Here is a 22,297-nt window from a genome sequence, read left to right as displayed (position 1 = left end):
TAGCGGCCCGGCGCTACGGTTGCGTCAAAGTCTCCAAGGCGGCCCGGAACTGGGCGGCCGCATCGGACCACTGCGGCAGGGTCCGGCGTTGCTCAGCCGCCGCCGCGACCAACTGTTGCAGCCTTTGCGGCTGATCCAGCAACTGACTCAGCGCGGCGGCCAGGGCATCCACATCGCCCGGTTCCACCTTGATGGAAGCTGGGTTGTCCGCGGTATACGCCAGGGCGCCCCCGGACGTCGTGATCACCGGCAGCCCGTAGGCCAGCGCTTCGGTGATCACCATGCCGTACCCCTCGTACCAGGATGGCAACACGAAGGCATCCGCTTCCCGGTACGACTGGTCGAGGCCGGCGTCATCCAGTTCGCCACACAGATCAATACGATCCTCCAGCCCAAGTGTCTCAATCTGCCTGCGCAGATCCGCCACATAGGCCGGGTAACGATCCAGTGAACCCGCCAGGGTGCAGTGCCAGGCGTCCGACGGGCAGCGCGCCAGCGCCTGGACCAGCAGATCCTGACCCTTGCGGGGCGCGAGGGTGGCGACGCAGAGAAACTCGAACGGCGCATCCGGCTTGACCCGGGGCTCCAGCCGCTGCGGCACATGTACTCCGGGCACCACCACCGCCAGCCTCGCCGGGCTGACGTCAAAATCCGCGAGGCGCCGGGCCGTGAAGTCGCTGGTGACGATCACGCCGGAGACCACCGCCAGGGCTCTCCGCTCCGAATCGAAAAACCGCTGGCGCCGGCTTTCGTCCAGGTCCGGCTCATCCGCCAGTGGGTGATGCACCAGCGCCACGATCCGCAGACGACGGGTGTGGCGCTCGGCCAGCGGCGGCAGTCCGCTCAGCGCCAGCCCGTCGATCACCGCGGTGGTCCCGTCCTCCAGCGCATCCAGCGCCTGGTCCATGGCGGATTGGGCGCGGGGGTCGGTCTCGGGAAATTCGCCCTCCAGGCCCTGCAGCCGAACCGCTTGGCCAGCGGCCCTGAGCCCCTCGACGATACACCGGACGTAGGTGTAGCCACCGGTACGCTGGTCGGGCGATCCGGGAACCAGAAACGTCAGATCAGAGCTCATTCTCGTACCCCGCCCAGGCGACATGGGATTCCGCCAGCGTGACTTTCATCCGCCGCAGCCCCTCGGCTTCGGGCCCCAGTTGCCCGGCCAGGATGCGTTCGGCCATGCGGTCGAAAATCACCCGGGCCATGAATTCGGTGGTGGTGTTGCGGCCGGAGAATTCCTTGTGTTCGTCGAGATTGCTGAGATTGAACTCGGTGACCACCGCCTTGAGCTGTTCGCTGGCCAGACCGATGTCCACCACCAGGTCGTCGTCATCCAGTTCGTCCCGGAGGAACGTTACGTCCACGACGTAGGTCGCGCCATGCATTTTCCGGGCGGGGCCGAAGCGCTCGCCGCTGAAGCTGTGGGCGATCATCAGGTGATCGCGGACGGTCAGGCTGAACATGTCAGAAATACCTCCTGATATACATTAATAGCGAACCCGATGGCATAACACGCCGGAGTCCGGCGCGGCCACCCGGGCAAGTGATTCCGGCAGATCGTGAAAGGCGCCCTGGGAGTTGATCAGGGCATCCAGCTCCGGGGCCGCGAGCAAGCGTAACGCCAGTGCCAGGCGCTCGCCATGATTCCAGCGCGGTGCCTGAAACCCGCTGATGCGCCCCACCTGGCTGGAGACCAGCGACAGACGCCGGGAATGAAAGGCGCCTCCAAGCGTCAGGGGAACCGCCTGATCGCCGTACCAGCTCATTTCCACGATGCGCCCTTCCACACCGGCCAGGCTCAGCGCTACCTGCAGCCCTTCCGGCTGACCGCTGGCATGCACCACCAGGTCGTGATCGTCCGGCCCATCGGCCTGCGCGGACCAGCTGACACCGAGCGCGGCCAGGGTGTCGCGGCGGTCCGGATTGGGGTCGATGGCCTGCACCCGGGTGCCGGGAATCCGGCTGGCCAGCCAGGCCACCAGGCTACCGACCACGCCGCAGCCAATCACCGCGATCCGGTCGCCGACACGGGGCGATGCGTCCCAAAGGGCGTTGACCGCCGTTTCCATATTGGCCGCCAGCACGGCCCGCTCCGGCGGCACATTCCGCGGCAGCCGCTGCACCGCCGAGCCGGGAACACGGAAACACGTCTGGTGCGGATACAGGCAGAACACCAGCTCGTTGCGCCAGTCGTCCGGACCTTCGATCACCCGCCCGACATTGGCATAGCCGTATTTGACCGGGAACGGGAACGCCCCCTCCTGGAACGGGCAGCGCATACGCTGGTACTCGGATTCCGGCACGGCGCCGTGGAAGACCAGACTTTCCGTACCCCGGCTGACCGCGCTGAACAGGGTTTCGACCACCACATCGCCGGCGTCGGCCACGCCAGTGCGGTCAATATTGACCGGTCGAATGTCGCCCTGCCCCGGCTCGCGTATCCAGAAGGCCTCGCCCCGGTAACACGCCGCACTCGTCATGAACCACTCCTTCTCATGCCGGACTCCCCGTCCTGCCCGATTCCATGTCACACCCCTGAGCTGCCATGAACCGCCCGGTCGCTGGTGGGCAAACTTTCCCCCGCCCCCTGCGGTCAAACCCATTGACGGGGAGGATTACGCTTGCCGTTTGCGATTGGACGATCCACCTTAATCATGAAGGCGTAATCTTTGCCGAGATGCAAGGTAACGGCACGCGGGCCGTACCTCAATCCGGATCGTCGCAGGAGTGGTGTATGGATGTATTGCGCCCTGGCCGGCTCAACGGCCGTATCATGACGGAATTGCTCGCGGCCGTCGCCCTCACCGGCGTTGTCGGCATCGGGCTGGGCTATGCGCTGCACCTTCCGGCCGTATTCCCCGCCCTGGCAACCGGCGCGGCCGGCCTGCTCGCGATCGTGGTGGGTCACTGCTGGCACCGCCACCCGGAGTCCCATGGCATGGCCGGGCATGAGTCGCTGGGGCCGGCCAATCGGGTCACCCTGACCCGTGGCACACTGATCTGCCTGATCGCGGCCTTCCTGCCATTGACGTCGATCACACCGGCGCAGTCCTGGACCCTTGCCTGGCTGTGTTTCGTGGCCCTGGTCATGGACGGCGTCGACGGTGCCACCGCGCGCCGCACCGGCAGCCACTCCCGCTTCGGCGCGCGCTTCGATATGGAGCTGGATTCAGCGCTGATGCTGTTGCTGTGCGCCCTGGCCGTATCGCTCGACAAAGCCGGTAGCTGGGTCCTGTTGATCGGCCTGGCACGCTACCTGTTCCTGCTGGCCGGCCGTGCCCAACCCAAATTACAGCAACCACTGCCGGACAGCTTCCGGCGCAAGACCATCTGTGTGTGGCAACTGGTGACGCTGCTGCTGGTGCTCCTGCCGCCTTTCCCAGCGGCGCTGGCGGCACCCGCTTTGGCGCTGTCGCTGGTGCTTCTGGTTTACTCATTCGGGCGCGATGTGGTCTGGCTGCTGCGTCAGCCGGACGGCGCCACTCACAGCGGAGGACGCTCAACATGCGATCCATGATCCAATCCTGTCTCGCCGCGGCCGTGGGGATGACCCTGGCCGTCCCATCGTGGGCCGAGCCCCGGACCTTTGACATCGACCCCGGCCACTTTGCCGTCAGCTTCGCCGTCGACCACCTGGGCTATGCATCGGTGCTGGGGTTCTTCCGTGACGCCGAAGGCACGTTCGTCTACGACGAAGCCACCGGCGAATTCGAGTCCGGCCGGGTTGTTGTCCAGGCCGACAGCGTCTTTACCGACAACAAGAAGCGGGACGAGCACCTGCGCAGCGATGACTTCCTCGATGCGAAAGCCCATCCGGAGATCGTCTTCGAGCTGACCGGCTTCGAGGCGTCCGGGCATCGTCGCGGCGTCCTCAGCGGCAACCTCACCCTGCGCGGCGAAACCCACCCGGTGGACGTCCAGGTGACCCTCAACAAGACCGGCGATTACCCGTTCGGCCACGGCGACTACACCATGGGCCTGTCCGCCACCACCACGATCCAGCGCAGCACCTGGGGGATGGACTACGGGCAGGACATGGTTGGCGATGAGGTTCATCTCCGGTTCGAGCTGGAAGCCAATGAGGACAGCGGCCTCTTCTGAGCGGTGACAGCCCGTCGGGTGCGGCTGCATTATGTTCGCTTCCTAACATTCTCGTGATACACTGCGGCGCCTCTCAACCCGCTTTCGACCGTATCGAGAATGATGATTCCGCAATCCCGCAAAGCCGACCTGCTGATGGTCGTCGTCACCCTGCTGGCCGCCATCGGCTGGATGTTTTCCAAAGAAGCGGTGCAGCTGATGCCGCCGTTGCTGTTCATGTCCCTGCGTTTCTTCATCGCCGGCGCCATTCTGCTGGTCGCCGGCCAGGGACAGATCCGCCGGCTGGCGCCGGACCAGCTGCGACGGGCCATCGGCGTGGGCCTGGTTTTCGGCTTTGCCATGAGCGCCTGGATCACCGGGCTGTTCCTGACCGACAACGTCGGCGAAGGGGCCTTCCTCACCAGCCTGGGCGTGGTTTTCGTGCCGATCATTGCCCGGGTGGTATTCCGCGAAATCCAGCCGCTGTCCACCTGGGTGGCGTTGCCGGTAGCCATCGCCGGACTGGCGCTGCTGTCGCTGCGTAATGGCTTCAGACCCGAAGCGGGACAGGTGTTTTTCGTGCTGGCTGCATCGGTATTCGCGCTCTACTTCACCCTCAACACCCGCGCCGCCAACACTCGGGTGACCCGCGGCAGCCGGGGCGAGGAGCAACGCAAGGAACGGGTGCCGGCACTGGCACTCACCGCCATCGCCCTCACCACGGTGGGCTTTGTGACCCTTGCCCTCTCCGCGTTGCGCGAGCCCTGGGCCCCGACCTTCTCCGGTTTCCAGCCGATGCTCTGGGTCTGGGTCCTGGCCAGCGCCACCATCGGGACCGCCGGCCGCTTCTTCGTGCAGACCTACGCCCAGAGCCTGTCCGCCAACAGCCATGGCGTGGTGATCCTGGTACTGGAGCCGGTGTGGGTCGCGATCTTCGCCGCGGCCTGGTTCGGCGAGACCATGTCCGCGGTACAGCTGGGTGGCTGTTCACTGATCTTTGCGGCGCTGCTGTTCAATCGGTGGGGAGCGGTGAAGAAGTTGTTGCTGCGGCGGTGACGCACTGCACCTCTCGCCGAATAACGGTTTGGGGGCTGCATCGCGGCCCCTTCACAACGACGGTCGTGCCTGCGCTTTCCGAAACACAACGAAAAAAGGCAGTGGCTACATCGCTGTAACTCACTGCCTTTATTCGGGAATCTTGGTAGGACCAGGCAGATTCGAACTGCCGACCTCTACCATGTCAAGGTAGCGCTCTAACCAACTGAGCTATGGTCCTGTGCTTCAACGGGGACGAACTATACTGATCCGATTCGGGGCGGTCAACCGCTTTTTTCCCTGGATATGAAAAAAGTGACGGCCCGGCTCGTCACACCTGATAGAAGTCCCGATACCAGTCTACAAAACGGGCAATCCCCTCTTCCACCGAAGTCGACGGACGATAACCCACGTCGTCGATCAGGGCGTCCACGTCGGCGTAGGTGGCCGGTACGTCCCCGGGTTGCATGGGCAGCAGGTTTTTCTCGGCCTTACGACCGATCCGCTCCTCGATGATCTCGATGAAACGGCTCAGCTCCACCGGGTTGTTGCTGCCGATATTGTACAGACGATACGGCGCATTACTGGTGCCCGGATCGGGGGTTTCGCCACTCCACTCGGCATTCGGTTCCACCACATTGTCCAGCGTGCGCACCACACCTTCGACAATGTCGTCAATGTAGGTGAAATCGCGTTTGTGGTGACCGTGGTTGAACACGTCGATCGGCTCTCCCGCCAGGATTTTGCGGGTAAAGATGAACAGTGCCATATCCGGCCGGCCCCAGGGGCCATAGACGGTGAAGAAGCGCAGCCCGGTGGTCGGCAGACGATAGAGGTGGCTGTAGGTGTGCGCCATCAGCTCGTTGGCTTTCTTGGACGCTGCGTACAGGCTGAGTGGGTGGTCGACGTTGTCGTGCACCGAGAACGGCATGGTCTCGTTGGCGCCGTAGACGGAGCTGCTGGAGGCGTAGACCAGGTGTTTGACGTCATTGTGACGACAGCCCTCGAGGATGTTCATGAACCCCACCAGGTTGGCATCGACGTAGGCGTGTGGATTTTCCAGCGAGTAGCGCACGCCGGCCTGGGCGGCCAGGTGAACCACGCGTTCCGGCTGATGTTCCCGGAATACGGCGTCCATAGCCTCACGGTCGGCGACGTCCTTGCGAATCTCGGTGAAGCCCGGTTCCGGGGTCAGTCGGGCCAGGCGCGCCTCTTTCAGGCTGACGTCGTAGTAATCGTTGACGTTATCAACCCCAATGACTTCGTCGCCGCGCTCCAACAGACGATGAGCCAGATGGGACCCGATAAATCCCGCCGTTCCGGTAACCAGAATCTTCAAGGCAATCTCCCTATATGCGTTTGGAAATCAAGGATGTGTCGGTGCGCGTGGACAGGACCGCCCGGCGATCCCGGCCCTGCGAGCGCTGAGCGTTTTCGCGACGCTCTTTCGATAGAAGCCTATTCTATCGTCGGACATAAAAAAAGAGCGCCAGATGGCGCTCTTGTAATGTCTCGCTCGAATAAGGCGAACGATCGATCAGAAGTCGAGGCCGGCGCTGATGAAGGGTCCGCCGATTTCGACGTCCAGGGCATCGTCGCCGTCTTCGTAGTCGATGCTGTATTCACGGTAACCCGCCCGCAAACGCAGGACGGACAAATCGTACTGGCCATAGGCCGAGCCATCGAGGATGGAGTCGCCGCCGTAGGCGATGCCGCTGCCTTCCACACCGACGGACAAGCCGGTCAGCGGCAGGTCGAACCGCGCCGCGGCATAGAGCATCGGGATCACGGCGTCCACCTCGGTTTCGCTGACATTGGCTGTGTTGGTGGTATCGCGAACGGTGAGCTTACCGTCCAGGTTACGCACCGTCAGACCGCCATCCAGGTTCACCCAGTTGTCGAGCAGCTCGTAGTAGAGCGTCAGATCCACCTGGTCCAGATCCAGTTCAGACCGAACCTCGCTACCAACGATAATACCGTTGTAGTTGGTGGACAGCCGCCCACGACCACTCTGCTCGATCGAGGTGTAGTTCAGGCGTACGTTCGGCAGCAGCGGCACCGGGTGCTCCAGGATGGCCGTCAGGTTGACGTTGTCGTCGCTGTCCAGATTCAGGTCGTCGTCCACATCGACCGTGTCGTTGCCCTGACTGGCGGTACCGGTCAGGTCCGAATCCCAGTAACTGACGTTCGCGCCCAGGCCCACCACATCGGCCAGGGCGGCGGAGCTGAAGCAGGTCATACCGCCGAGTAGTGCAAAAGCAAACTTACGCATGTCTTACCCTTTATTGTCCTGTTTCTTGTCCATGGTTGGGGCGGAATCAGGCTCAGTCGAACTGGATGCCCAGTCGCCCACCGACTTCTTCGTAGGTTTCGATGACATCGCCCAGCCCCTGGCGGAACCGGTCCTTGTCCATTTTCTTGCGCGTTTCCTTGTCCCAGATCCGGCAACCGTCCGGGCTGAACTCATCGCCCAGCACAATCTGTCCGTCGGCCCGACCAAACTCGAGCTTGTAGTCCACCAGCAGCATGCCGGCGTCGTCGAACAGCTTCTTCAGGACGTCGTTAACCTTGTAGGTCAGCGCCTTCATTTCCGCCAGGTCGTCCGCAGCCGCCCAGCCGAAGGTTTCGGCCAGGGACTCGTTGATCATGGGGTCGTGCATCTCGTCGTTCTTGAGGAACAGCTCGAAGGTCGGCGGCTGCAGCTCCTGACCCTCTTCAACGCCCAGACGGCGACACAGACTACCGGCGGAATAATTACGCACGACGCACTCCACCGGGATCATGTCCAGCTTCTTGACCAGCGATTCCACCGGAGACAGCAGCTTCTCGAAATGCGTCGGGATGCCGGCCGCTTCCAGCTTCTCCATAATGAAGGCGTTGAAGCGGTTATTGACCATACCCTTGCGGGCCAGTTGCTCTTTCTTCTCGCCATCGAAGGCGGAGGTATCGTCGCGAAAGAGCAGTACGAAGCGATCGGGATCGTCGGTGGTGTAAACCGATTTGGCTTTACCTGAATAGAGCGCTTCGCGCTTTTCCATCTTGCTTCTCCGGTATGCTCGACGGCCAAGCGGGCCGCCTCAATCTGTGAATAATCTGGCCTGGACCCGCGGCCCCCAACGGGAAGGAGGCTCCGCGGATCGAAAACGGCACCGGCCTGTCAGCAACGGTGCCTGATCAGTGCAGCGTCTTAGTCAGTACAGCACGTCATCAGTAAAGATGCTCGAACAGCGTCGACAGCAGCTGCGGGGAACGGTTGTCACCCTCGTAATCCGGCGCGGCGCGGGTTCTGAGATTGACCACGCCATCCTCTTCGCGAATGCTCACGAGGTAGGTGTACTCCGGTTTCGCCGGATCCGCAAACCAGTCGAACCAGCCCGGTTCCCGCTCCTCGTCAGTGCGGAAGTCGACGTAGAACTGACCGGCGCTGCGGTCGATATCGACAATGGGAATGTCGGCCTCGGACAGGGCCCGGTTCACTTCCGACCAGGCCCGGTCGACGCTCAGCTCCATCTCCACGCGCGGATCGTTGCTCTGCCCGGCCACCATCTTGACCTTGGGTTTGTTGGGGATGTTCAGCGCGGCACGGGAGTAGGACTTGGTGTCTTCACGCTGTTTGAGGAAATCGCCGAGATCCGCCAGCAACGTCTTCTCACGTTCCGCCACCGAGGTTTCCGAAGGCCATTGCATGAGACCGTCGGGCCGCTGATCCACTTCACGCAGGCGGAACTGGATTTCAGTGGTCTTGCGGCGCACGCCCGGCGAGATGCGCGACTGGACGATCGTCAGGTCGTCGCTGCCCTCTCCGGTGATACTCAGCAGCGCCCGCGCCTGTTGGCTGTAGTCCGCCACATCGGACTGCAGCAGGCCGATCTGGGGATTCTCGCGGTACACGCCCAGGCCTCGCTCGGTCAGGTAGGACGACACCATGGGCCAGACCCGGCCGGGCACCTCGTTGACCAGCAGCCAGATCTGGCCGTTGAGCTCTTCGATGACGTAGTTTTCATCGAGGATCTCGGCGGTCATGTCCGGTGGATTGGGCACATCGAAGGAGCCTGTCAGGACGGTATCACCGGCCTGGGCCTCGGGAACGGGGTACGCGGGCTGGATGCGCCCGCTGTTCTGCCAGTCGGGCACTTTGACCGACTTGCCGGCAGGCGCATCACGGTATTCTTCAGAGCGGTCCTTGATCAGGCTGCAGCCCGAGACCAGGCCCAGCATCAAAGCGCCCGCCAGCAGGCGGGCACGTCCGGGTTCTGCAAACATCAAACGACTCCGGGACGGCCATTCGACGACCGTCCCCCTCTGTTTGGTTGGGTTCAAAGGACGCCTGCGCTTGTCAGCGCCTCCTCGACTTCCCCATGGAATTTGGGGTCAAGCGGCGTCAGCGGCAGGCGAATGCCTTCATCGATCATGCCCATGCGATACAGGGCCCATTTGACAGGGATCGGATTGGCCTCGAGGAAAAGCTTGCGATGCAGCGGCATCAGCTTCTCGTTGATGGACTCGACCTTTTCCCGGTCGCCGGCAATGGCCGCCTCGCACAGATCCGCCATGCCGCGGGGAGCGACGTTGGCCGTCACGGAGATGTTGCCCTTGCCGCCACACAGCATCAGATCCGCGGCGGTGGCGTCATCGCCGGAGTAAACGACCATACGACCTTCGATCCGACGCACAAGTTCCTCGCCCCGCGGAATATTGCCGGTGGCGTCCTTGATGCCGATGATGTTGGGAATATCCGCCAGGCGCTCAACCGTCTCATTCATCATGTCGCAGGCGGTACGCCCCGGCACGTTGTAGAGGATCTGGTCGACCGGAACGGCTTCAGCGATGGTACGGAAGTGGCGATACAGGCCTTCCTGGGTAGGCTTGTTGTAGTACGGCACCACCAGCAGGCAGGCATCGGCGCCCAGCTTGTGGGCTTCGGTGGTCAACTCGATGGCCTCGCGCGTCGAGTTGCCACCTGTGCCGGCAATCACCGGAATACGACCATTTACACGCTTGATAATGTGCCCGATAACACGACAATGCTCATCGGGATCGAGAGTGGACGATTCACCGGTAGTGCCGACGGCGACAATGCCGTGGGTTCCGTTCTCCAGGTGGAAATCAACCACGCGATCCAACTGTTCCCAATGGACTTCGCCATCGGGGTGCATGGGGGTGACCAGGGCGACGAGGCTACCAGTGATCATAATGACTCCGTTCGCGTAAAACGGTAATGGTAATTGCGGCTGACAACCGAAACAACCATTCTGTATGACCGCTTTACCGACTTTTGGTCGAATAGGCTTGGGAGCCTCTGAAAAAGAGAAAGGAGATGAAATGAGCAGCGTAGAATTGAACCAGCCAGTGCCGGATTTCAAGGCGTTGGCCACCGGTGACCAGGAAATCAGCCTGTCGGACTTCCGTGGCAAGAAGAATGTCGTGATCTACTTCTACCCCAAGGACAGCACGCCGGGCTGCACCACCGAGGGCCAGGATTTTCGCGACCGTCACGATGACTTTGCCGCCGCCGACACTGTGATCCTGGGCGTCTCCCGGGACGGCATCAAATCCCACGAAAACTTCAAGGCCAAGCAGTCGTTCCCGTTCGAGCTGCTGTCCGACAAGGACGAGGCGGTCTGCCAGCTGTTCGATGTGATCAAGCTCAAGAAAATGTACGGCCGGGAAAGCCTGGGCGTCGAGCGCAGCACCTTCCTGATCGACAAGGAAGGCGTGCTGCGTCAGGAATGGCGCAAGGTGAAGGTCAAGGACCACGTGGATGAGGTTCTGGACGCCGCCAAGGCGCTGTAACCCCCAACAGCCGCCCCGGCGGTAACCGGACGACCGGCGCACATGGCCGGTCGTTCAGGCCTCAGGCGGCGTTCTTGTCCTGATCCTGGGGTGGCAGCGAATAGTGCACCGGCCAGGCCGCAAAAACCGCCTTGAGCATGGTCGCCAGCGGAATCGCGAAGAACACGCCCCACAGGCCCCAGATCCCGCCAAAGAACAGCACCGCAATGATGATCACCACCGGGTGCAGGTTGTTCACCTCCGAGAACAGCAACGGCACCAGCACATTGCCGTCGATCGCCTGAATCACGCCGTAAATCACCATCAGCCAGATGAAATCACTGCTCCAGCCGAAGGCAAACAGGCCGATCATGGCCACCGGTACGGTGACCACCGCCGCGCCGATGTAGGGAATCACCACCGACAGCCCGACCAGAAGCGACAGCAGTGCCGCGTACGGCAGACCAAGCAGCCGGAAGGCGATGAAGGTCACGCCACCCACGATGACGATTTCCACCGCCTTGCCCCGCACATAGTTGGCACACTGCTCGTTCACTTCGTGCCAGATGCGACGCATCATCGGACGCTGCTGAGGCAGCGTGGAGGCAATGGCGTTGATCAGCAGGTCGCGGTCCTTCAGGAAGAAGAACACCAGAATCGGCAACAGCACCAGGTAGATCAGCAACGCCATCACGTCGGGAATGCTGGCCAGCGAGAAGGACACCAGCCACTGGGTGAAGTTCGCCACTTCGCTGGTCACCTGCTGGTACAGGCTGTTGATCGAATCCATCGAGATCAGGTGCGGGTATTCCTGGGGCAGCAGCTCCAGGTAGGTCTGCATTTCCCGGAAAATCCGCGGGGCTTCACCGGCCAGGGACGTCAGCTGGATCCAGATCAGCGGCAGCATGCCCAGCAGGAAACCCACCAGGACACCCAGGAACAGCAGATAGACCACAAGCACCGCCGCCATGGTGGGCACACCCCGATCCGTCAGCTTGGTGACCAACCCCTGCAGGATGAAGGCAATGATGACGGAGGCGATGACGGGAGCGAGGATATTGCCCAGCCAGATGACACCGAGGGTGCCGATTACCAGCAGCAGAAACAGGATGACGGCTTCATCATCCGAGAAATATTTGTGGGCAAGCCCCCTAAGAATTTTGACCATTAACGACTCCGTCTACTGCGATTGGCCACAGCGTATCAGAAAACGAAAGACCCCCTCGTTTTCCTCTGATTTTTCCAGCGCATGTGACGTCAATTTCAGGAAAGACGGGATATCCCGGGCCGATCCAGGGTCTGTAGAGATGACTTCGAGCCGGTCGCCCGGCTGCATGGCATTGAGCTGGAGCTTGGTCTTGAGCAGCGGCATCGGGCACCGAAGCCCGCTGGTATCAAGTAAATGATCTGTCATGGTTTCAATGTCTTGTAAATCTGTCATGATCCACGCTGTTCGGGATGGGTTACACTGCAAGTGTCCCGATCCCCAAGCATTCGGGAGTATATCAGGCCTGCCATGTTTCACACTGCAGTCAACCGTTTTCGACAGCCTCGTTGTATGCACCCTCGACTCAAGGGGCTGACCGCCGCCATCCTGCTCGGACTGGCCACCAGTGTGCCTGCGCACGCGGAAGACAACACCCTGCCCTCGTTGGGCGGCGTCGGCGGCGGGCTGATCTCGGAGCAGAAGGAAGCGGCCATCGGCGAACAGGTCCTGCGCTCACTGCGCCGCTCGACACGGCAAATCGGCGATCCGATCACCCTCGACTACCTGTCGAGCATCGTTTACCGACTGGTCCCCTACGCGCCCTTGCAGAACCGCGACCTGCGCATGGTGGTGATTGACAGCCCCGCGATCAATGCCTTTGCCGTGCCCGGTGGCGTCATCGGGGTCAACGGCGGCCTCTTTCTCAATGCCCGCACCGAACAGCAGTTCGCCGCGGTCATGGCCCACGAACTGGCCCACCTGGCTCAGCGTCACTATGCCCGCCAGCTTGAACAGCAGGAGAACATGACGCCGCTGACCATCGCCGGCATGCTGGCCGGGATCATCCTGTCCGCCGCCACCCAGTCGGACGTGGGCATTGCCACGGTCGCCGGCACCCAGGCCATGGCCGTGCAGAACATGCTCCAGTACAGCCGCTCCAATGAGCAGGAGGCCGACCGCGTGGGCCTGGACATCATGGAGGATGCCGGCCTTGATCCCCACGGCATGCCGGAAATGTTCGAGATCATGATGCGCCAGAGTCGCATCCAGGGAAACGCAATCCCCGAATACCTCTCGACTCACCCCCTGACCCGGAGCCGTATCTCCGACTCCCGTAACCGAGCCAATCAGTTCCCGGACCGCAACTACCAGGACTCCCTGGAATACCACCTGGTGCGGGCACGACTGCTGGTCCACTACGCGCAATCGCCGGAGAAAGCGGTCGAGATCTTCCAGACCTACCGCGACGGAAGCAGCGAGCTGCCGGACGCCGCCGTACAGTATGGGCTCGCCGTCGCCTATCTCGGCGCCGGCGATACGAAGCAGGCTGAAACCATCCTGCGCACACTGCTGGAGGAGCATCCGGGCCGCATAACCTTCCAGGTTACTCTGGCCGATACCATGATGCGTGCCGGCAAGCTGGATGACGCCATCACCCTGATGCAGGACGCCCGGCAACGCAACCCGGGCAACTACCCCATCCTGTATCAGCTCGCGGCCGTTCAGTACCAGGCCGATCACGCCGCCGAGGCGGCGGAAATCTACCGGGAGCTGACCAAGCAGTATCCCGACAATGCCGGGCTGTGGCAGAAGCTGTCAGACGCGGAAGGACAGGCCCGGAATATCATCGGCGTGCATCGGGCACGGGCGGAATTCTACCTGTTGATGGGGGACCGCGAGGCAGCAGTGCGACAATTGCGTGAAGCCCGGGAGAAAGCGTCCCCGGGCACGCCAACCCACGAAATCATCAGTCAGCGCCTGGCCCAGATATCGCGGAATCGTGACGAGTCGCCGCTGTAGCGGTTCGTGACGCTCAGCACCAAGCAAGCGGCCGCGCAAACGACCGATCAGGCGTTACCGGCCGCTTTCAGGTTCATCGATGCGGTAAAATCCAGCATTCGGCGCAACGGCCGCAGCGCTTCTTCACGCAGGCTTTCATCCACCTCAATCGCCTGATCCCCCCGGCGCAGAACCTGCAGCAGGTTCTCCAGGCCGTTCATCGCCATCCACGGGCAGTGCGCGCAGCTGCGGCAGGTCGCGCCATTGCCGGCGGTGGGCGCTTCGATCAGGGTCTTGTTCGGCGCCAGTTGCTGCATTTTATAGAAAATGCCGTTATCCGTAGCCACCACGAAGCGCTCGTTGGGCATCGTCTGCACCGCGTGAATCAACTGTGACGTTGAGCCCACCACGTCGGCCATGTCCACCACGGCCTCGGGGGACTCCGGGTGCACCAGGATGGCGGCATCGGGATACAGTGCGCGCAGATCCTCCACGCCGCGAGCCTTGAACTCTTCGTGCACGATGCACGAGCCGTCCCAAAGCAGCATGTCCGCGCCGGTCGTGCGCTGCACGTAGTGCCCCAGATGCTTGTCCGGGGCCCACAGGATTTTCTCACCGCGGGAATCCAGGTGCTCGACGATGGCCTGGGCGCAGCTGGACGTGACCACCCAGTCCGCCCTCGCCTTCACCGCCGCCGACGTGTTGGCGTAGACCACCACGGTACGGTCGGGATGGGCGTCGCAGAAGGCGCTGAATTCCTCCGGCTGGCAACCCACATCCAGGGAACAGGTGGCTTCCAGGGTGGGCATCAGAACCGTTTTCTCGGGATTCAGGATCTTGGCGGTTTCACCCATGAACTTGACCCCGGCCACCACCACGGTCGAGGCCGGGTGCTGGTTGCCGAAGCGCGCCATTTCCAGGGAATCGGCGACACAGCCGCCCGTCTCTTCCGCCAGCCGCTGAATGTCGGCATCGGTGTAGTAATGGGCCACGAGCACGGCGTCACGCGCTTTCAGCTCGGCCTTGATCTCAGCTTCAAGACGCTGTTTTTCTTCCCCGCTCAGCTCGCGAGGCTCTGCCTCATGGGCGAGGTGTTCCTGGACCAGGATTCTGTCTTGGGCCTTTACCATGAATTCGCTTCTCTCATCCAAAACCGGGCCGGTCGAATGCCGACCTGGACCCGATGCACGCCTGTGTCGTCGTTGCCGGCTTCGGCTGGCCGGTGCACGACTGGATATGGGGGCAAAACGCCAGTATACCACCCCGGAACAGACATCGTTTCGTCACGATTCCATGATAAGGCAGTTGCCAGCAGCTTCACAGAGCCCGCCCGGCCCAGCGGGTTGCCGGGGTCCATTCCGGCAGGATCGGACAAGAAACTCGCCGACCCTGACAAGGATCCAGCCAGGGGATCACGCCCGGGACAAACAAACAAAAAAGGGGAGCCCGTGGGCTCCCCTTTTTCAGGCGGTGCGTAACCGCCGTATTTGGTGGGTCGTGATGGATTCGAACCATCGACCAATTGGTTAAAAGCCAACTGCTCTACCAACTGAGCTAACGACCCAAAACGGGTCGGGCAACTGCCCGGAAGCACCCTGCTCAGGCTGCTTCGATATAATGGTGGGTCGTGATGGATTCGAACCATCGACCAATTGGTTAAAAGCCAACTGCTCTACCAACTGAGCTAACGACCCAATCGAGGCGCATATAGTACGGATTTTTTTGGCCTTGGCAACCCCTGTTTCAGAGATTTTTTTGGCAATCCGTAAAATTTTCCTCAGTACAACAACAACCTGCTCAACCGCTGAACAAGCTGATCAATACTTGCGCAGCCTGATTATAACTTGGCCAGGTAATCGCTCGCCAACTGGGCGGCGTTGGAATCCGGATACTTCGAGGAGACGGACTTGAGCGTTTGGCGCGCTTCAGCGTCGTCGCCCATCCGAGCCTCGGTCACGCCGAGTTTGTAGAGCGCATCCGGCGCTTTGCGATGATCCGCAAAACGGGTCGCGACGATCGAAAAGGCCTGCTTCGCCTGTTTGAGCTGGGGTTTGACGAGATACACCTCACCAAGCCAGTAATAGGCGTTGACCGTCAGATCGCCTTCCGGGTGATCGGAAATAAACGTGTAGAGGCGATCAATGGCGGTGTCGTAATCCTTGTCGTCCCGGATCAGCTTGACGATCTCGCTGTACTGCGCCTGCTCCTCCTCGCTGGGCTGGCGGTACTCCCGCGTTTCCTGGGCCGTGTCGGCTGCGGGCGCCTCCTGCTCGGGGGCGGGAGCCTCGGCCTGCTCCGCCTTCTGGCGGGACAGGTCGAGGATCCGCTGATCCAGATCGATGTAGCGCTCACGGGACTGGCGCGACAACTGTTCAAGCTTGTGCCGTTGCTCCTCCACCGATCCCTGCAGTTGCTGCACCTGACGCTGCAACTGCTGGATCATGAAGTACAGTTCGGCTGTGGCCTGATTGCCGCCCGACTGGCTCTGGGCGGCGGAATCGGCGTTCTGGTAAGCGGGTACGGTTGACTGCGCCAGGGCGCTACCGCAAAGCGACAGCGCCGTGACGGCCATGAGCAATCGCCTCATGTGCCTTACACCTTATCGATCGGTTGAACTTACTGGTAGATCAGTTCCACGCGACGGTTCTGGGCGTAAGCGCTTTCGTTGCTGCCCATGGCCGCCGGCTTCTCTTCGCCGTAGCTGACGGTTTCGATCTGATCACGGGATGCGCCGTTAACCACCAGGAAACGCTCGACGGATTTGGCACGACGCTCGCCCAGGGCCAGGTTGTATTCCTTGGTACCGCGCTCGTCGGCGTGGCCTTCCAGGCGTACATTGCGGTTCGGGTTGGACGCCAGGTACTGGGCGTGGGCGATCAGGACATCGCGGGACTCAGCCTTCAGCTCGGAAGTGTCAAAATCGAAGTAGAAGGTGGTGATCTTGCGCATCGCCGCCTGTTCCTGCTGGGCAGCACGCTCCTGCTGGGCCGCGCGCTCTTCGTCGGTCAGCGGTGTGGAGCTGACACCGTCGGAGCCTTCACCGCCATAGACTTCGCTGCCACCTTCCTGATCGACGGCGGAGACGTCCGAGTCATAAGCACCTTCTTCCTGCGTGCCGCCGGTTGAGCTACAACCGGCCATAACACCCATGGCAACCAGCAATGCAAAAAGCTTGGAATAGGTACGAATCATTTTCATGTCCTTGATTTAGTTTGTATTAATGCCCCGGAAGCCGAAAAGCCGATCCGGGTTTCTGAAAGCCGACGTCAGTCGATAAAAGGCGACCAGGCCGGTTCGCGAACATCCCCGAAACGCGACGGCAACACGTAGTTGGAGCCGCCGTCGGCCGAGATGACCGCGAGGACACTTTTGCCCCCATCCTGGGTCGCGTAAATCAACAGACGTCCGTTGGGAGCCACACTCGGCGACTCGTCCAGCTTGGTCCGGGTCAGAATGGTCTCCTGACCGGTTTCGATATTCAACCGCGCGATATGGAAAAAGTTTTCGCGCTTATGAACATAGAAAATGTGCTCACCGTCCGGGCTGAACCGCGGACGTGCGTTGTAGCGGCTGCCAAACGTCAGTCGCTGCACGTCCCCGCCGTCGGCATCCATCAGATACGACTGGGGGCCACCCGAGCGATCAGAGGTAAAGACGAACTCATCCCCATCCGGCGCCCAGCTTGGCTCCGTGTCGATGGCCCAGTGGTTGGTCAGCCGCGTCAACTGACGGGTGGCCACGTTCATCCGGTAGATTTCGGCGTTACCGTCGCGGGACAGGGTCATCAGCAGGGACTTACCGTCCGGCGACCAGGACGGGGCCGAATTCAGCCCCGGGAACTGGGCAATGCGCGTGCGTTTGCCGCTGGCCAGTTCCTGGACATAGATGGCGGGACGCCCGGTCTCGAACGAGACGTAGGCCAGTTTCTTGCCATCCGGCGACCAGTCCGGCGACAGTATCGGCTCCTTCGACTTGAGGAAAACCCGGGAGCGCTTGCCATCCACATCGCTGATGTTAAGGCGATACGTGCGCTTGCCGTTCTCCATGTCCAGGGTCACATAAGCAATACGGGTGGAAAACACGCCCCGATTGCCGGTGATCGCCTTGTACACCTTGTCGCTGATGTGGTGGCCCAGGGTACGCAGGTTATCGGCGGACACGGTGGCGGTCTCGCCCAGAATCCGAGCTTCCCGATTCACGTCGAACAGTTCGAAGCGGGCCTGTACCTTGCTGCCGCCAGCGGCGGGCGACAGATTGCCAACCAGCAGGTACTTCTGCCCCAGCATGCGCCAATCGCGATAGAAGACGTCCTCTCCGGAAGTGGGCAGACTCAGCATCCGGTTGGTCTCCAGCGGAGCGAACTCGCCGCTCATCGCCAGATCGTCGCGCACGATTTCGCTGATATTCTCAGTAGGCTGCAAACCACCTTCGGTGCCGAAGGGAACGACGGCGACCGGGAGGGCGTTGTCCGCACCCTCGGTGATCCGGATCAAGAGTTCCGCCTGCGCCGGCAATGCCATTGCCGTCGCCAGCAGCAGGGTTACGATTACTCGCATCATTCTGGGCATCCTGTCTGTCTGAAATGCATCCTGGACATGGTCATGGGTTTACTTTCAGGCATCAGCGCAATTTCTCCGGATCGAACTGAATCGAGAAATTCCGGAAATAGGCGTTGAATACATCCGGATCGTTCGGCACGGGGAACCGCTGGACACCGCGCACCGCGCTCAGCGCCGAGTTATCGAAAGCGGTGTTGCCACTGCTCTTGGCGATGCGGACCGAGGCCAGCTCGCCCGTCGGCAACAGGGTAATTTCCAGCGTCGTCACCAACCCTTTCTGGGCAGACGACGGGATATACCAGGCGTTGCTCAGGCGCTGCCGGATCAACGCCTCGTACTTCTCGCTCTCCGACGCCATTTGCGCCTGCTTGGCCCGAGCCGCAGCAGCCGCTTCCTGGCGCGCCTGTTCGGAGGCGGCCTGCTCTTCGGCAGACTGTTCAGCCAGGGCCGCCAGTTGCTCTTCCCGCTTGCGGCGCTCCTCTTCGCGCTTACGTTGCTCGGCTTCGCGACGCTCCTGCTCCAGCTTTTCCTGACGCTTGCGTTCCGCCTCTTCCTGGCGCCGTTTTTCCTCGGCTTTACGACGCTCCTCGGCGGCTTTCTCTTCCGCCCGCCGTTTCTCTTCGGCCGCTTTCTCCGCCTCCAGTTCCTTACGCCGACGCTCTTCCTCGGCCTTGCGTTTGGCGGCGGCCGCCGCTTCGGCTTCCGCTTTACGGCGCGCTTCTTCCTTGGCCTTGGCGGCGGCTTCCTGCTTTTCCTTTTCCCGGATCAGCGCCTGCTTGCGGGCTTCTTCCTGCCGCTGCTCTTCCTGGCGAGCCTTCTCCTCGGCTTCTTTACGCGCCTCTTCCTGCGCATCCTCCTGCGGTTCGGGCTCAGGCTGGGCCGAAGGCTGCGCTGCGGGTTGCGACGCCTGCTGGGCCGGTACCGGCTCAGGCATGATCAGGCGCGCCGAAATGCTGCGTGGCGGCGGTTCGTGGCTGGGCTCGGACCAGCTCCACCCAGCCAGGGAGAACAGCACAATAGCGACATGCAGGCCGACGGAGATCGCCATCGGGCTGCGCCATGGCTGGCGCGACTGATAATCATTGGATTCGCGAGTATTATCCGCCACTACCGAGCTAGCCTTCCGGTTCTTCTGTGATCAATCCGACACTGGTGGCCCCGGCGCCCTGCAAGGTCGCCATCAGGTTCACTACGGTGCCGTAGTCGATATTACGGTCGCCACGCACCAACACATCACGCTGGGCACGGCCTGACAGGACCTTGCTCACCTGCTCGCGCAACGCTGGCAACGGCATGGGGTCCGACCCTTTGTCCCCCACTTCCATGTAGTACGCACCATTGGCATCGATGGATACAATGACAGGCTCAACGTCTTTTGGTGCCTGCATCGGGTCCGACGTGGTTTCCGGCAGATCCACCTTCACGCCCTGCGTCATCATCGGCGCGGTCACCATGAAGATCACCAGCAGCACCAGCATGACGTCGATGTAGGGCACCACGTTGATCTCGGCCATGGGCTTGCGACGCGGCGTCGAGGTAATTCCCGTGCTTTTCATCATGCGCCTCCCGGCGGATCAGGCTGCGCGGCCTTTCTCGCTGCTGTGAACCCGGCGATGCAGGATGCTGGAGAACTCCTCGGCGAACGTCTCATAGTTCTTCAGCAGGGCATCGGACTTGGCGGCAAAGCGGTTGTAGGCGATGACCGCGGGAATCGCCGCAAACAGGCCCATGGCGGTAGCGATCAGCGCCTCGGAAATGCCCGGTGCCACGGTGGCCAGTGACGCGTGCTGCACCTGGGCCAGGCCGCGGAAAGAATTCATGATCCCCCAGACGGTACCGAACAGGCCGATGTACGGACTGGTGGAGCCCACCGTCGCCAGGAACGGCAGATGCGCTTCGAGCCGCTCCTGCTCGCGGGACAGGGCCACCCGCATGGCGCGCTGGGTTCCGTCCATCACGGCGTCCGGATCCTGGCTCTGCTGGCGCAGGCGCGAGAATTCCCGGAAGCCGGCACGAAATACCGATTCCATGCCGCTGTGAGGCGTGGGGTGGTTGCTGGCGTCGCGATAGAGTTGCCCCAGATCCATGCCGGACCAGAACTGCTCTTCAAACGCCAACTGGGCCTTACGCGCCTTTTTGAACACCTGCAGGCGCTGGAAGACAAACCCCCAGGACATGATCGACGCCAGCACCAGCAGCAGCATGACGATCTGCACCAGGAAACTGGCATTGGCGATAAGGCTCCAAACCGAAAGATGTGACTCCACGTTTCACTCCTGGATCTGTATTCGACCGATCCATCGGACCGGCATGTACATTATTGTTCCCTGACGATGGCCTGCATGGACTCCGGCAAGGCCCGCGGACGCCCGCTGTCCAGCGCCACACAGGCGACCTTGACGTCCGCCTCGGCCAACACGGCGCCGTCGGACTGGCGGATGACTTTCTGGTCGAAACCAAACCAGACACGACCGCTGCCGGTCAGGACGGCCGTCACCCATAATTCATCGTCCAGTTTGGCGGGCTGACGAAACTGGATCGCCATTTTCTGCACCACGTAGCTGACGTTCTCGTCCAGCCCGCGGCGCAGGGCAATGCCCTGGGATCGCACCCACTCGGTGCGTGCCCGTTCCATAAAGTGCAGGTAGCGGGCGTGATACACAATACCGCCGGCGTCGGTGTCTTCGATATAGACCCGTACCGGCCAATGGAATTGGGCGCTATCCACGGCCGTCATGACGCGCCCTCGCCCGACTTCGGCGGGGTCACACCGAAGTGCAGGTACGCATGGGACGTCACCATTCGACCCCGCGGCGTGCGGATCATGTAGCCCTGCTGGATCAGGAAAGGTTCAAGCACGTCTTCGATCGTACCGCGTTCCTCGCTGATGGCGGCCGCCAGGCTCTCCACGCCCACCGGGCCGCCATCGAACTTCTCGATCATGGCCAGAAGCAATCGACGGTCCATGTGGTCGAAACCCTGATTGTCCACCTTAAGCATATTCAGCGCGCTGTCCGCCACGTCCAGGGTCACCGAACCGTCGGATTTCACCTCGGCGTAATCGCGTACCCGGCGCAACAGCCGGTTGGCGATCCGCGGCGTCCCCCGGGATCGGCGCGCGATTTCCAGCGCGCCCGCCTCGTCCATCGACACGCCGAGCAGCTGGGCCGAACGCTGCACGATATGGGTCAGGTCCTGGGTGTTGTAAAACTCCAGTCGCTGGACGATACCGAAACGGTCTCGCAGCGGCGAGGTCAGCAGACCGGCCCGCGTGGTCGCCCCCACCAGCGTGAACGGCGGCAGATCGAGCTTGATTGAGCGCGCCGCCGGCCCCTCGCCGATCATGATGTCGAGCTGGTAGTCCTCCATCGCCGGATAGAGCACTTCCTCGACGGCCGCGTTCAGGCGGTGGATCTCGTCGATGAAGAGAACATCACCCTCTTCCAGGTTGGTTAGCATCGCCGCCAGGTCACCGGCCTTTTCCAGAACCGGGCCGGACGTTGTCTTGATGGACACGCCCATCTCATTGGCAATGATGTTTGCCAGCGTGGTCTTCCCAAGCCCCGGCGGCCCGAAGATCAGGACGTGATCCAGGGCTTCCTGCCGACCTCGCGCGGCCGAGATAAAAATCTCCATCTGCTCACGGACAGCCGGCTGCCCAACGTACTCGGAGAGTAGCGTCGGGCGGATGGCGCGATCCTGTACTTCTTCAGACGCACTGCTTTGCGGTGAAATCAGGCGATCGGATTCAATCATGATGGTGTTTCGCGGGCATGCTGTTGTCTTTTATCTGTCTTCCGTGGCGACGCGTTACTATAAAAACAGGTCCATTTTACAAACGCGAGTCACGCTGTCACGTTACGCT

The 22,297-nt window shown here is 61.8% G+C and carries 24 protein-coding genes and 3 tRNA genes; 5 read left to right on the top strand and 22 right to left on the bottom strand.

Annotated features, from left to right (window positions below; all coding sequences use genetic code 11):
• Window positions 1-13: 13 nt before the first annotated feature.
• Genes DKK67_RS08595 through DKK67_RS08585 form a run of 3 tightly spaced genes read right to left on the bottom strand, consistent with a single transcriptional unit; the run spans window position 14 to window position 2,480 of the window.
• Window positions 14-1,075, bottom strand: coding sequence for a glycosyltransferase family 4 protein (locus tag DKK67_RS08595; RefSeq protein ID WP_162628782.1), 1,062 nt, complete (start codon window positions 1,073-1,075; stop codon window positions 14-16).
• Entirely contained in the window at window positions 1,065-1,463 is a 399-nt protein-coding gene (locus DKK67_RS08590) for a 6-pyruvoyl trahydropterin synthase family protein (protein WP_111495951.1), read from the bottom strand. Before DKK67_RS08590 ends, DKK67_RS08595 begins: the two co-directional genes overlap by 11 nt.
• Window positions 1,464-1,487: 24 nt before the next feature.
• On the bottom strand, window positions 1,488-2,480 hold the full coding sequence (locus DKK67_RS08585; RefSeq protein WP_111495950.1) for a zinc-dependent alcohol dehydrogenase: 993 nt from the start codon (window positions 2,478-2,480) through the stop codon (window positions 1,488-1,490).
• 254 nt (window positions 2,481-2,734) lie between these two features.
• Between DKK67_RS08585 and DKK67_RS08580 the strand changes: the two genes are divergently transcribed.
• The 3 genes from DKK67_RS08580 (at window position 2,735) to DKK67_RS08570 (ending at window position 5,136) form a co-directional block, all read left to right on the top strand.
• Window positions 2,735-3,517: a CDP-alcohol phosphatidyltransferase family protein gene (locus tag DKK67_RS08580; protein WP_111495949.1), complete on the top strand. Its 783-nt coding sequence runs from the start codon at window positions 2,735-2,737 to the stop codon at window positions 3,515-3,517.
• Window positions 3,505-4,101 (top strand): YceI family protein, encoded by a 597-nt coding sequence (locus DKK67_RS08575; protein ID WP_111495948.1) that lies wholly within the window; start codon window positions 3,505-3,507, stop codon window positions 4,099-4,101. Before DKK67_RS08580 ends, DKK67_RS08575 begins: the two co-directional genes overlap by 13 nt.
• A 105-nt stretch (window positions 4,102-4,206) precedes the next feature.
• Entirely contained in the window at window positions 4,207-5,136 is a 930-nt protein-coding gene (locus DKK67_RS08570; protein ID WP_111496823.1) for a DMT family transporter, read from the top strand.
• A gap of 143 nt (window positions 5,137-5,279) precedes the next feature.
• Here the strand turns inward: DKK67_RS08570 and DKK67_RS08565 are convergent.
• The 6 genes from DKK67_RS08565 to dapA all read right to left on the bottom strand — a co-directional run bounded on the left by DKK67_RS08565 (window position 5,280) and on the right by dapA (window position 10,307).
• Window positions 5,280-5,356 (bottom strand) — tRNA-Val (locus DKK67_RS08565).
• A 90-nt stretch (window positions 5,357-5,446) separates the two neighbouring features.
• Entirely contained in the window at window positions 5,447-6,454 is a 1,008-nt protein-coding gene (locus tag DKK67_RS08560) for an NAD-dependent epimerase (protein ID WP_111495947.1), read from the bottom strand.
• Between the two features lie 198 nt (window positions 6,455-6,652).
• Complete coding sequence (locus DKK67_RS08555) at window positions 6,653-7,387, bottom strand: TIGR04219 family outer membrane beta-barrel protein (RefSeq protein ID WP_111495946.1); 735 nt, start codon at window positions 7,385-7,387, stop codon at window positions 6,653-6,655.
• A 52-nt stretch (window positions 7,388-7,439) separates the two neighbouring features.
• Entirely contained in the window at window positions 7,440-8,153 is a 714-nt protein-coding gene (purC, locus tag DKK67_RS08550) for a phosphoribosylaminoimidazolesuccinocarboxamide synthase (RefSeq protein WP_111495945.1), read from the bottom strand.
• A gap of 169 nt (window positions 8,154-8,322) precedes the next feature.
• Window positions 8,323-9,378: an outer membrane protein assembly factor BamC gene (gene bamC, locus DKK67_RS08545; protein WP_111495944.1), complete on the bottom strand. Its 1,056-nt coding sequence runs from the start codon at window positions 9,376-9,378 to the stop codon at window positions 8,323-8,325.
• A 53-nt stretch (window positions 9,379-9,431) separates the two neighbouring features.
• Complete coding sequence (gene dapA / locus DKK67_RS08540) at window positions 9,432-10,307, bottom strand: 4-hydroxy-tetrahydrodipicolinate synthase (protein WP_111495943.1); 876 nt, start codon at window positions 10,305-10,307, stop codon at window positions 9,432-9,434.
• Window positions 10,308-10,437: 130 nt separating this feature from the next.
• Here dapA and DKK67_RS08535 point away from each other — a divergent pair, with 130 nt between their 5' ends.
• Window positions 10,438-10,908, top strand: a complete 471-nt coding sequence (locus DKK67_RS08535; RefSeq protein WP_111495942.1) for a peroxiredoxin — start codon at window positions 10,438-10,440, stop codon at window positions 10,906-10,908.
• Between the two features lie 61 nt (window positions 10,909-10,969).
• On the opposite strand, the gene DKK67_RS08530 is transcribed toward DKK67_RS08535, so the two are convergent.
• Together DKK67_RS08530 and DKK67_RS08525 are read right to left on the bottom strand one after the other, a co-directional pair.
• Window positions 10,970-12,055 carry an AI-2E family transporter gene (locus DKK67_RS08530; RefSeq protein ID WP_111495941.1) on the bottom strand — a complete coding sequence of 362 codons (1,086 nt, stop codon included), beginning with the start codon at window positions 12,053-12,055 and terminating at the stop codon, window positions 10,970-10,972.
• 12 nt (window positions 12,056-12,067) lie between these two features.
• Window positions 12,068-12,301 (bottom strand): sulfurtransferase TusA family protein, encoded by a 234-nt coding sequence (locus DKK67_RS08525; protein WP_111496822.1) that lies wholly within the window; start codon window positions 12,299-12,301, stop codon window positions 12,068-12,070.
• Between the two features lie 144 nt (window positions 12,302-12,445).
• Between DKK67_RS08525 and DKK67_RS08520 the strand changes: the two genes are divergently transcribed.
• Window positions 12,446-13,894 (top strand): M48 family metalloprotease, encoded by a 1,449-nt coding sequence (locus DKK67_RS08520; RefSeq protein ID WP_111495940.1) that lies wholly within the window; start codon window positions 12,446-12,448, stop codon window positions 13,892-13,894.
• 47 nt (window positions 13,895-13,941) lie between these two features.
• On the opposite strand, the gene nadA is transcribed toward DKK67_RS08520, so the two are convergent.
• From nadA to ruvB, 11 genes are all read right to left on the bottom strand, one after another.
• A complete protein-coding gene (gene nadA / locus DKK67_RS08515; protein ID WP_111495939.1) occupies window positions 13,942-15,003 on the bottom strand; it encodes a quinolinate synthase NadA in 1,062 nt (353 codons plus the stop codon).
• Window positions 15,004-15,361: 358 nt separating this feature from the next.
• A tRNA-Lys gene (locus DKK67_RS08510) sits at window positions 15,362-15,437 on the bottom strand.
• 54 nt (window positions 15,438-15,491) lie between these two features.
• Window positions 15,492-15,567: transfer RNA gene (locus tag DKK67_RS08505), tRNA-Lys, on the bottom strand.
• 143 nt (window positions 15,568-15,710) lie between these two features.
• Window positions 15,711-16,460 carry a tol-pal system protein YbgF gene (gene ybgF, locus DKK67_RS08500; RefSeq protein WP_111495938.1) on the bottom strand — a complete coding sequence of 250 codons (750 nt, stop codon included), beginning with the start codon at window positions 16,458-16,460 and terminating at the stop codon, window positions 15,711-15,713.
• A gap of 29 nt (window positions 16,461-16,489) precedes the next feature.
• Window positions 16,490-17,071 (bottom strand): peptidoglycan-associated lipoprotein Pal, encoded by a 582-nt coding sequence (gene pal / locus DKK67_RS08495; protein WP_204355750.1) that lies wholly within the window; start codon window positions 17,069-17,071, stop codon window positions 16,490-16,492.
• A gap of 68 nt (window positions 17,072-17,139) precedes the next feature.
• Complete coding sequence (gene tolB / locus DKK67_RS08490) at window positions 17,140-18,432, bottom strand: Tol-Pal system beta propeller repeat protein TolB (RefSeq protein ID WP_111495936.1); 1,293 nt, start codon at window positions 18,430-18,432, stop codon at window positions 17,140-17,142.
• 61 nt (window positions 18,433-18,493) lie between these two features.
• Entirely contained in the window at window positions 18,494-19,480 is a 987-nt protein-coding gene (gene tolA / locus DKK67_RS08485) for a cell envelope integrity protein TolA (protein ID WP_111495935.1), read from the bottom strand.
• Window positions 19,481-19,547: 67 nt separating this feature from the next.
• On the bottom strand, window positions 19,548-19,988 hold the full coding sequence (gene tolR / locus DKK67_RS08480) for a protein TolR (RefSeq protein WP_111496821.1): 441 nt from the start codon (window positions 19,986-19,988) through the stop codon (window positions 19,548-19,550).
• A gap of 18 nt (window positions 19,989-20,006) precedes the next feature.
• Window positions 20,007-20,699: a protein TolQ gene (tolQ, locus tag DKK67_RS08475; RefSeq protein WP_111495934.1), complete on the bottom strand. Its 693-nt coding sequence runs from the start codon at window positions 20,697-20,699 to the stop codon at window positions 20,007-20,009.
• Window positions 20,700-20,749: 50 nt separating this feature from the next.
• Window positions 20,750-21,169 (bottom strand): tol-pal system-associated acyl-CoA thioesterase, encoded by a 420-nt coding sequence (ybgC, locus tag DKK67_RS08470; RefSeq protein ID WP_111495933.1) that lies wholly within the window; start codon window positions 21,167-21,169, stop codon window positions 20,750-20,752.
• The gene (gene ruvB / locus DKK67_RS08465) at window positions 21,166-22,188 is read right to left on the bottom strand and encodes a Holliday junction branch migration DNA helicase RuvB (RefSeq protein ID WP_111495932.1); all 1,023 of its coding nucleotides are present in this window, start codon (window positions 22,186-22,188) and stop codon (window positions 21,166-21,168) included. Before ruvB ends, ybgC begins: the two co-directional genes overlap by 4 nt.
• Window positions 22,189-22,297: the final 109 nt, after the last annotated feature.

The sequence above is a fragment of the Marinobacter bohaiensis genome (assembly GCF_003258515.1).
Lineage (GTDB): Bacteria > Pseudomonadota > Gammaproteobacteria > Pseudomonadales > Oleiphilaceae > Marinobacter_A > Marinobacter_A bohaiensis.
The sequence above is the reverse complement of the archived record's forward strand: the minus strand, read 5'-3'. Positions and strand labels throughout refer to the sequence as shown.

Bases quoted from the DNA above. Each gene is read 5' to 3' on its own strand.
- DKK67_RS08595 (WP_162628782.1), bottom strand. From the start codon at position 1,075: ATGAGCTCTGATCTGACGTTTCTGGTTCCCGGATCGCCCGACCAGCGT.
- DKK67_RS08590 (WP_111495951.1), bottom strand. From the start codon at position 1,463: ATGTTCAGCCTGACCGTCCGCGATCACCTGATGATCGCCCACAGCTTC.
- DKK67_RS08585 (WP_111495950.1), bottom strand. From the start codon at position 2,480: ATGACGAGTGCGGCGTGTTACCGGGGCGAGGCCTTCTGGATACGCGAG.
- DKK67_RS08580 (WP_111495949.1), top strand. From the start codon at position 2,735: ATGGATGTATTGCGCCCTGGCCGGCTCAACGGCCGTATCATGACGGAA.
- DKK67_RS08575 (WP_111495948.1), top strand. From the start codon at position 3,505: ATGCGATCCATGATCCAATCCTGTCTCGCCGCGGCCGTGGGGATGACC.
- DKK67_RS08555 (WP_111495946.1), bottom strand. From the start codon at position 7,387: ATGCGTAAGTTTGCTTTTGCACTACTCGGCGGTATGACCTGCTTCAGC.
- purC (WP_111495945.1), bottom strand. From the start codon at position 8,153: ATGGAAAAGCGCGAAGCGCTCTATTCAGGTAAAGCCAAATCGGTTTAC.
- bamC (WP_111495944.1), bottom strand. From the start codon at position 9,378: ATGTTTGCAGAACCCGGACGTGCCCGCCTGCTGGCGGGCGCTTTGATG.
- dapA (WP_111495943.1), bottom strand. From the start codon at position 10,307: ATGATCACTGGTAGCCTCGTCGCCCTGGTCACCCCCATGCACCCCGAT.
- DKK67_RS08535 (WP_111495942.1), top strand. From the start codon at position 10,438: ATGAGCAGCGTAGAATTGAACCAGCCAGTGCCGGATTTCAAGGCGTTG.
- DKK67_RS08530 (WP_111495941.1), bottom strand. From the start codon at position 12,055: ATGGTCAAAATTCTTAGGGGGCTTGCCCACAAATATTTCTCGGATGAT.
- DKK67_RS08525 (WP_111496822.1), bottom strand. From the start codon at position 12,301: ATGACAGATCATTTACTTGATACCAGCGGGCTTCGGTGCCCGATGCCG.
- DKK67_RS08520 (WP_111495940.1), top strand. From the start codon at position 12,446: ATGCACCCTCGACTCAAGGGGCTGACCGCCGCCATCCTGCTCGGACTG.
- nadA (WP_111495939.1), bottom strand. From the start codon at position 15,003: ATGGTAAAGGCCCAAGACAGAATCCTGGTCCAGGAACACCTCGCCCAT.
- ybgF (WP_111495938.1), bottom strand. From the start codon at position 16,460: ATGAGGCGATTGCTCATGGCCGTCACGGCGCTGTCGCTTTGCGGTAGC.
- pal (WP_204355750.1), bottom strand. From the start codon at position 17,071: ATGAAAATGATTCGTACCTATTCCAAGCTTTTTGCATTGCTGGTTGCC.
- tolB (WP_111495936.1), bottom strand. From the start codon at position 18,432: ATGATGCGAGTAATCGTAACCCTGCTGCTGGCGACGGCAATGGCATTG.
- tolA (WP_111495935.1), bottom strand. From the start codon at position 19,480: ATGGCGATCTCCGTCGGCCTGCATGTCGCTATTGTGCTGTTCTCCCTG.
- tolR (WP_111496821.1), bottom strand. From the start codon at position 19,988: ATGAAAAGCACGGGAATTACCTCGACGCCGCGTCGCAAGCCCATGGCC.
- ybgC (WP_111495933.1), bottom strand. From the start codon at position 21,169: ATGACGGCCGTGGATAGCGCCCAATTCCATTGGCCGGTACGGGTCTAT.
- ruvB (WP_111495932.1), bottom strand. From the start codon at position 22,188: ATGATTGAATCCGATCGCCTGATTTCACCGCAAAGCAGTGCGTCTGAA.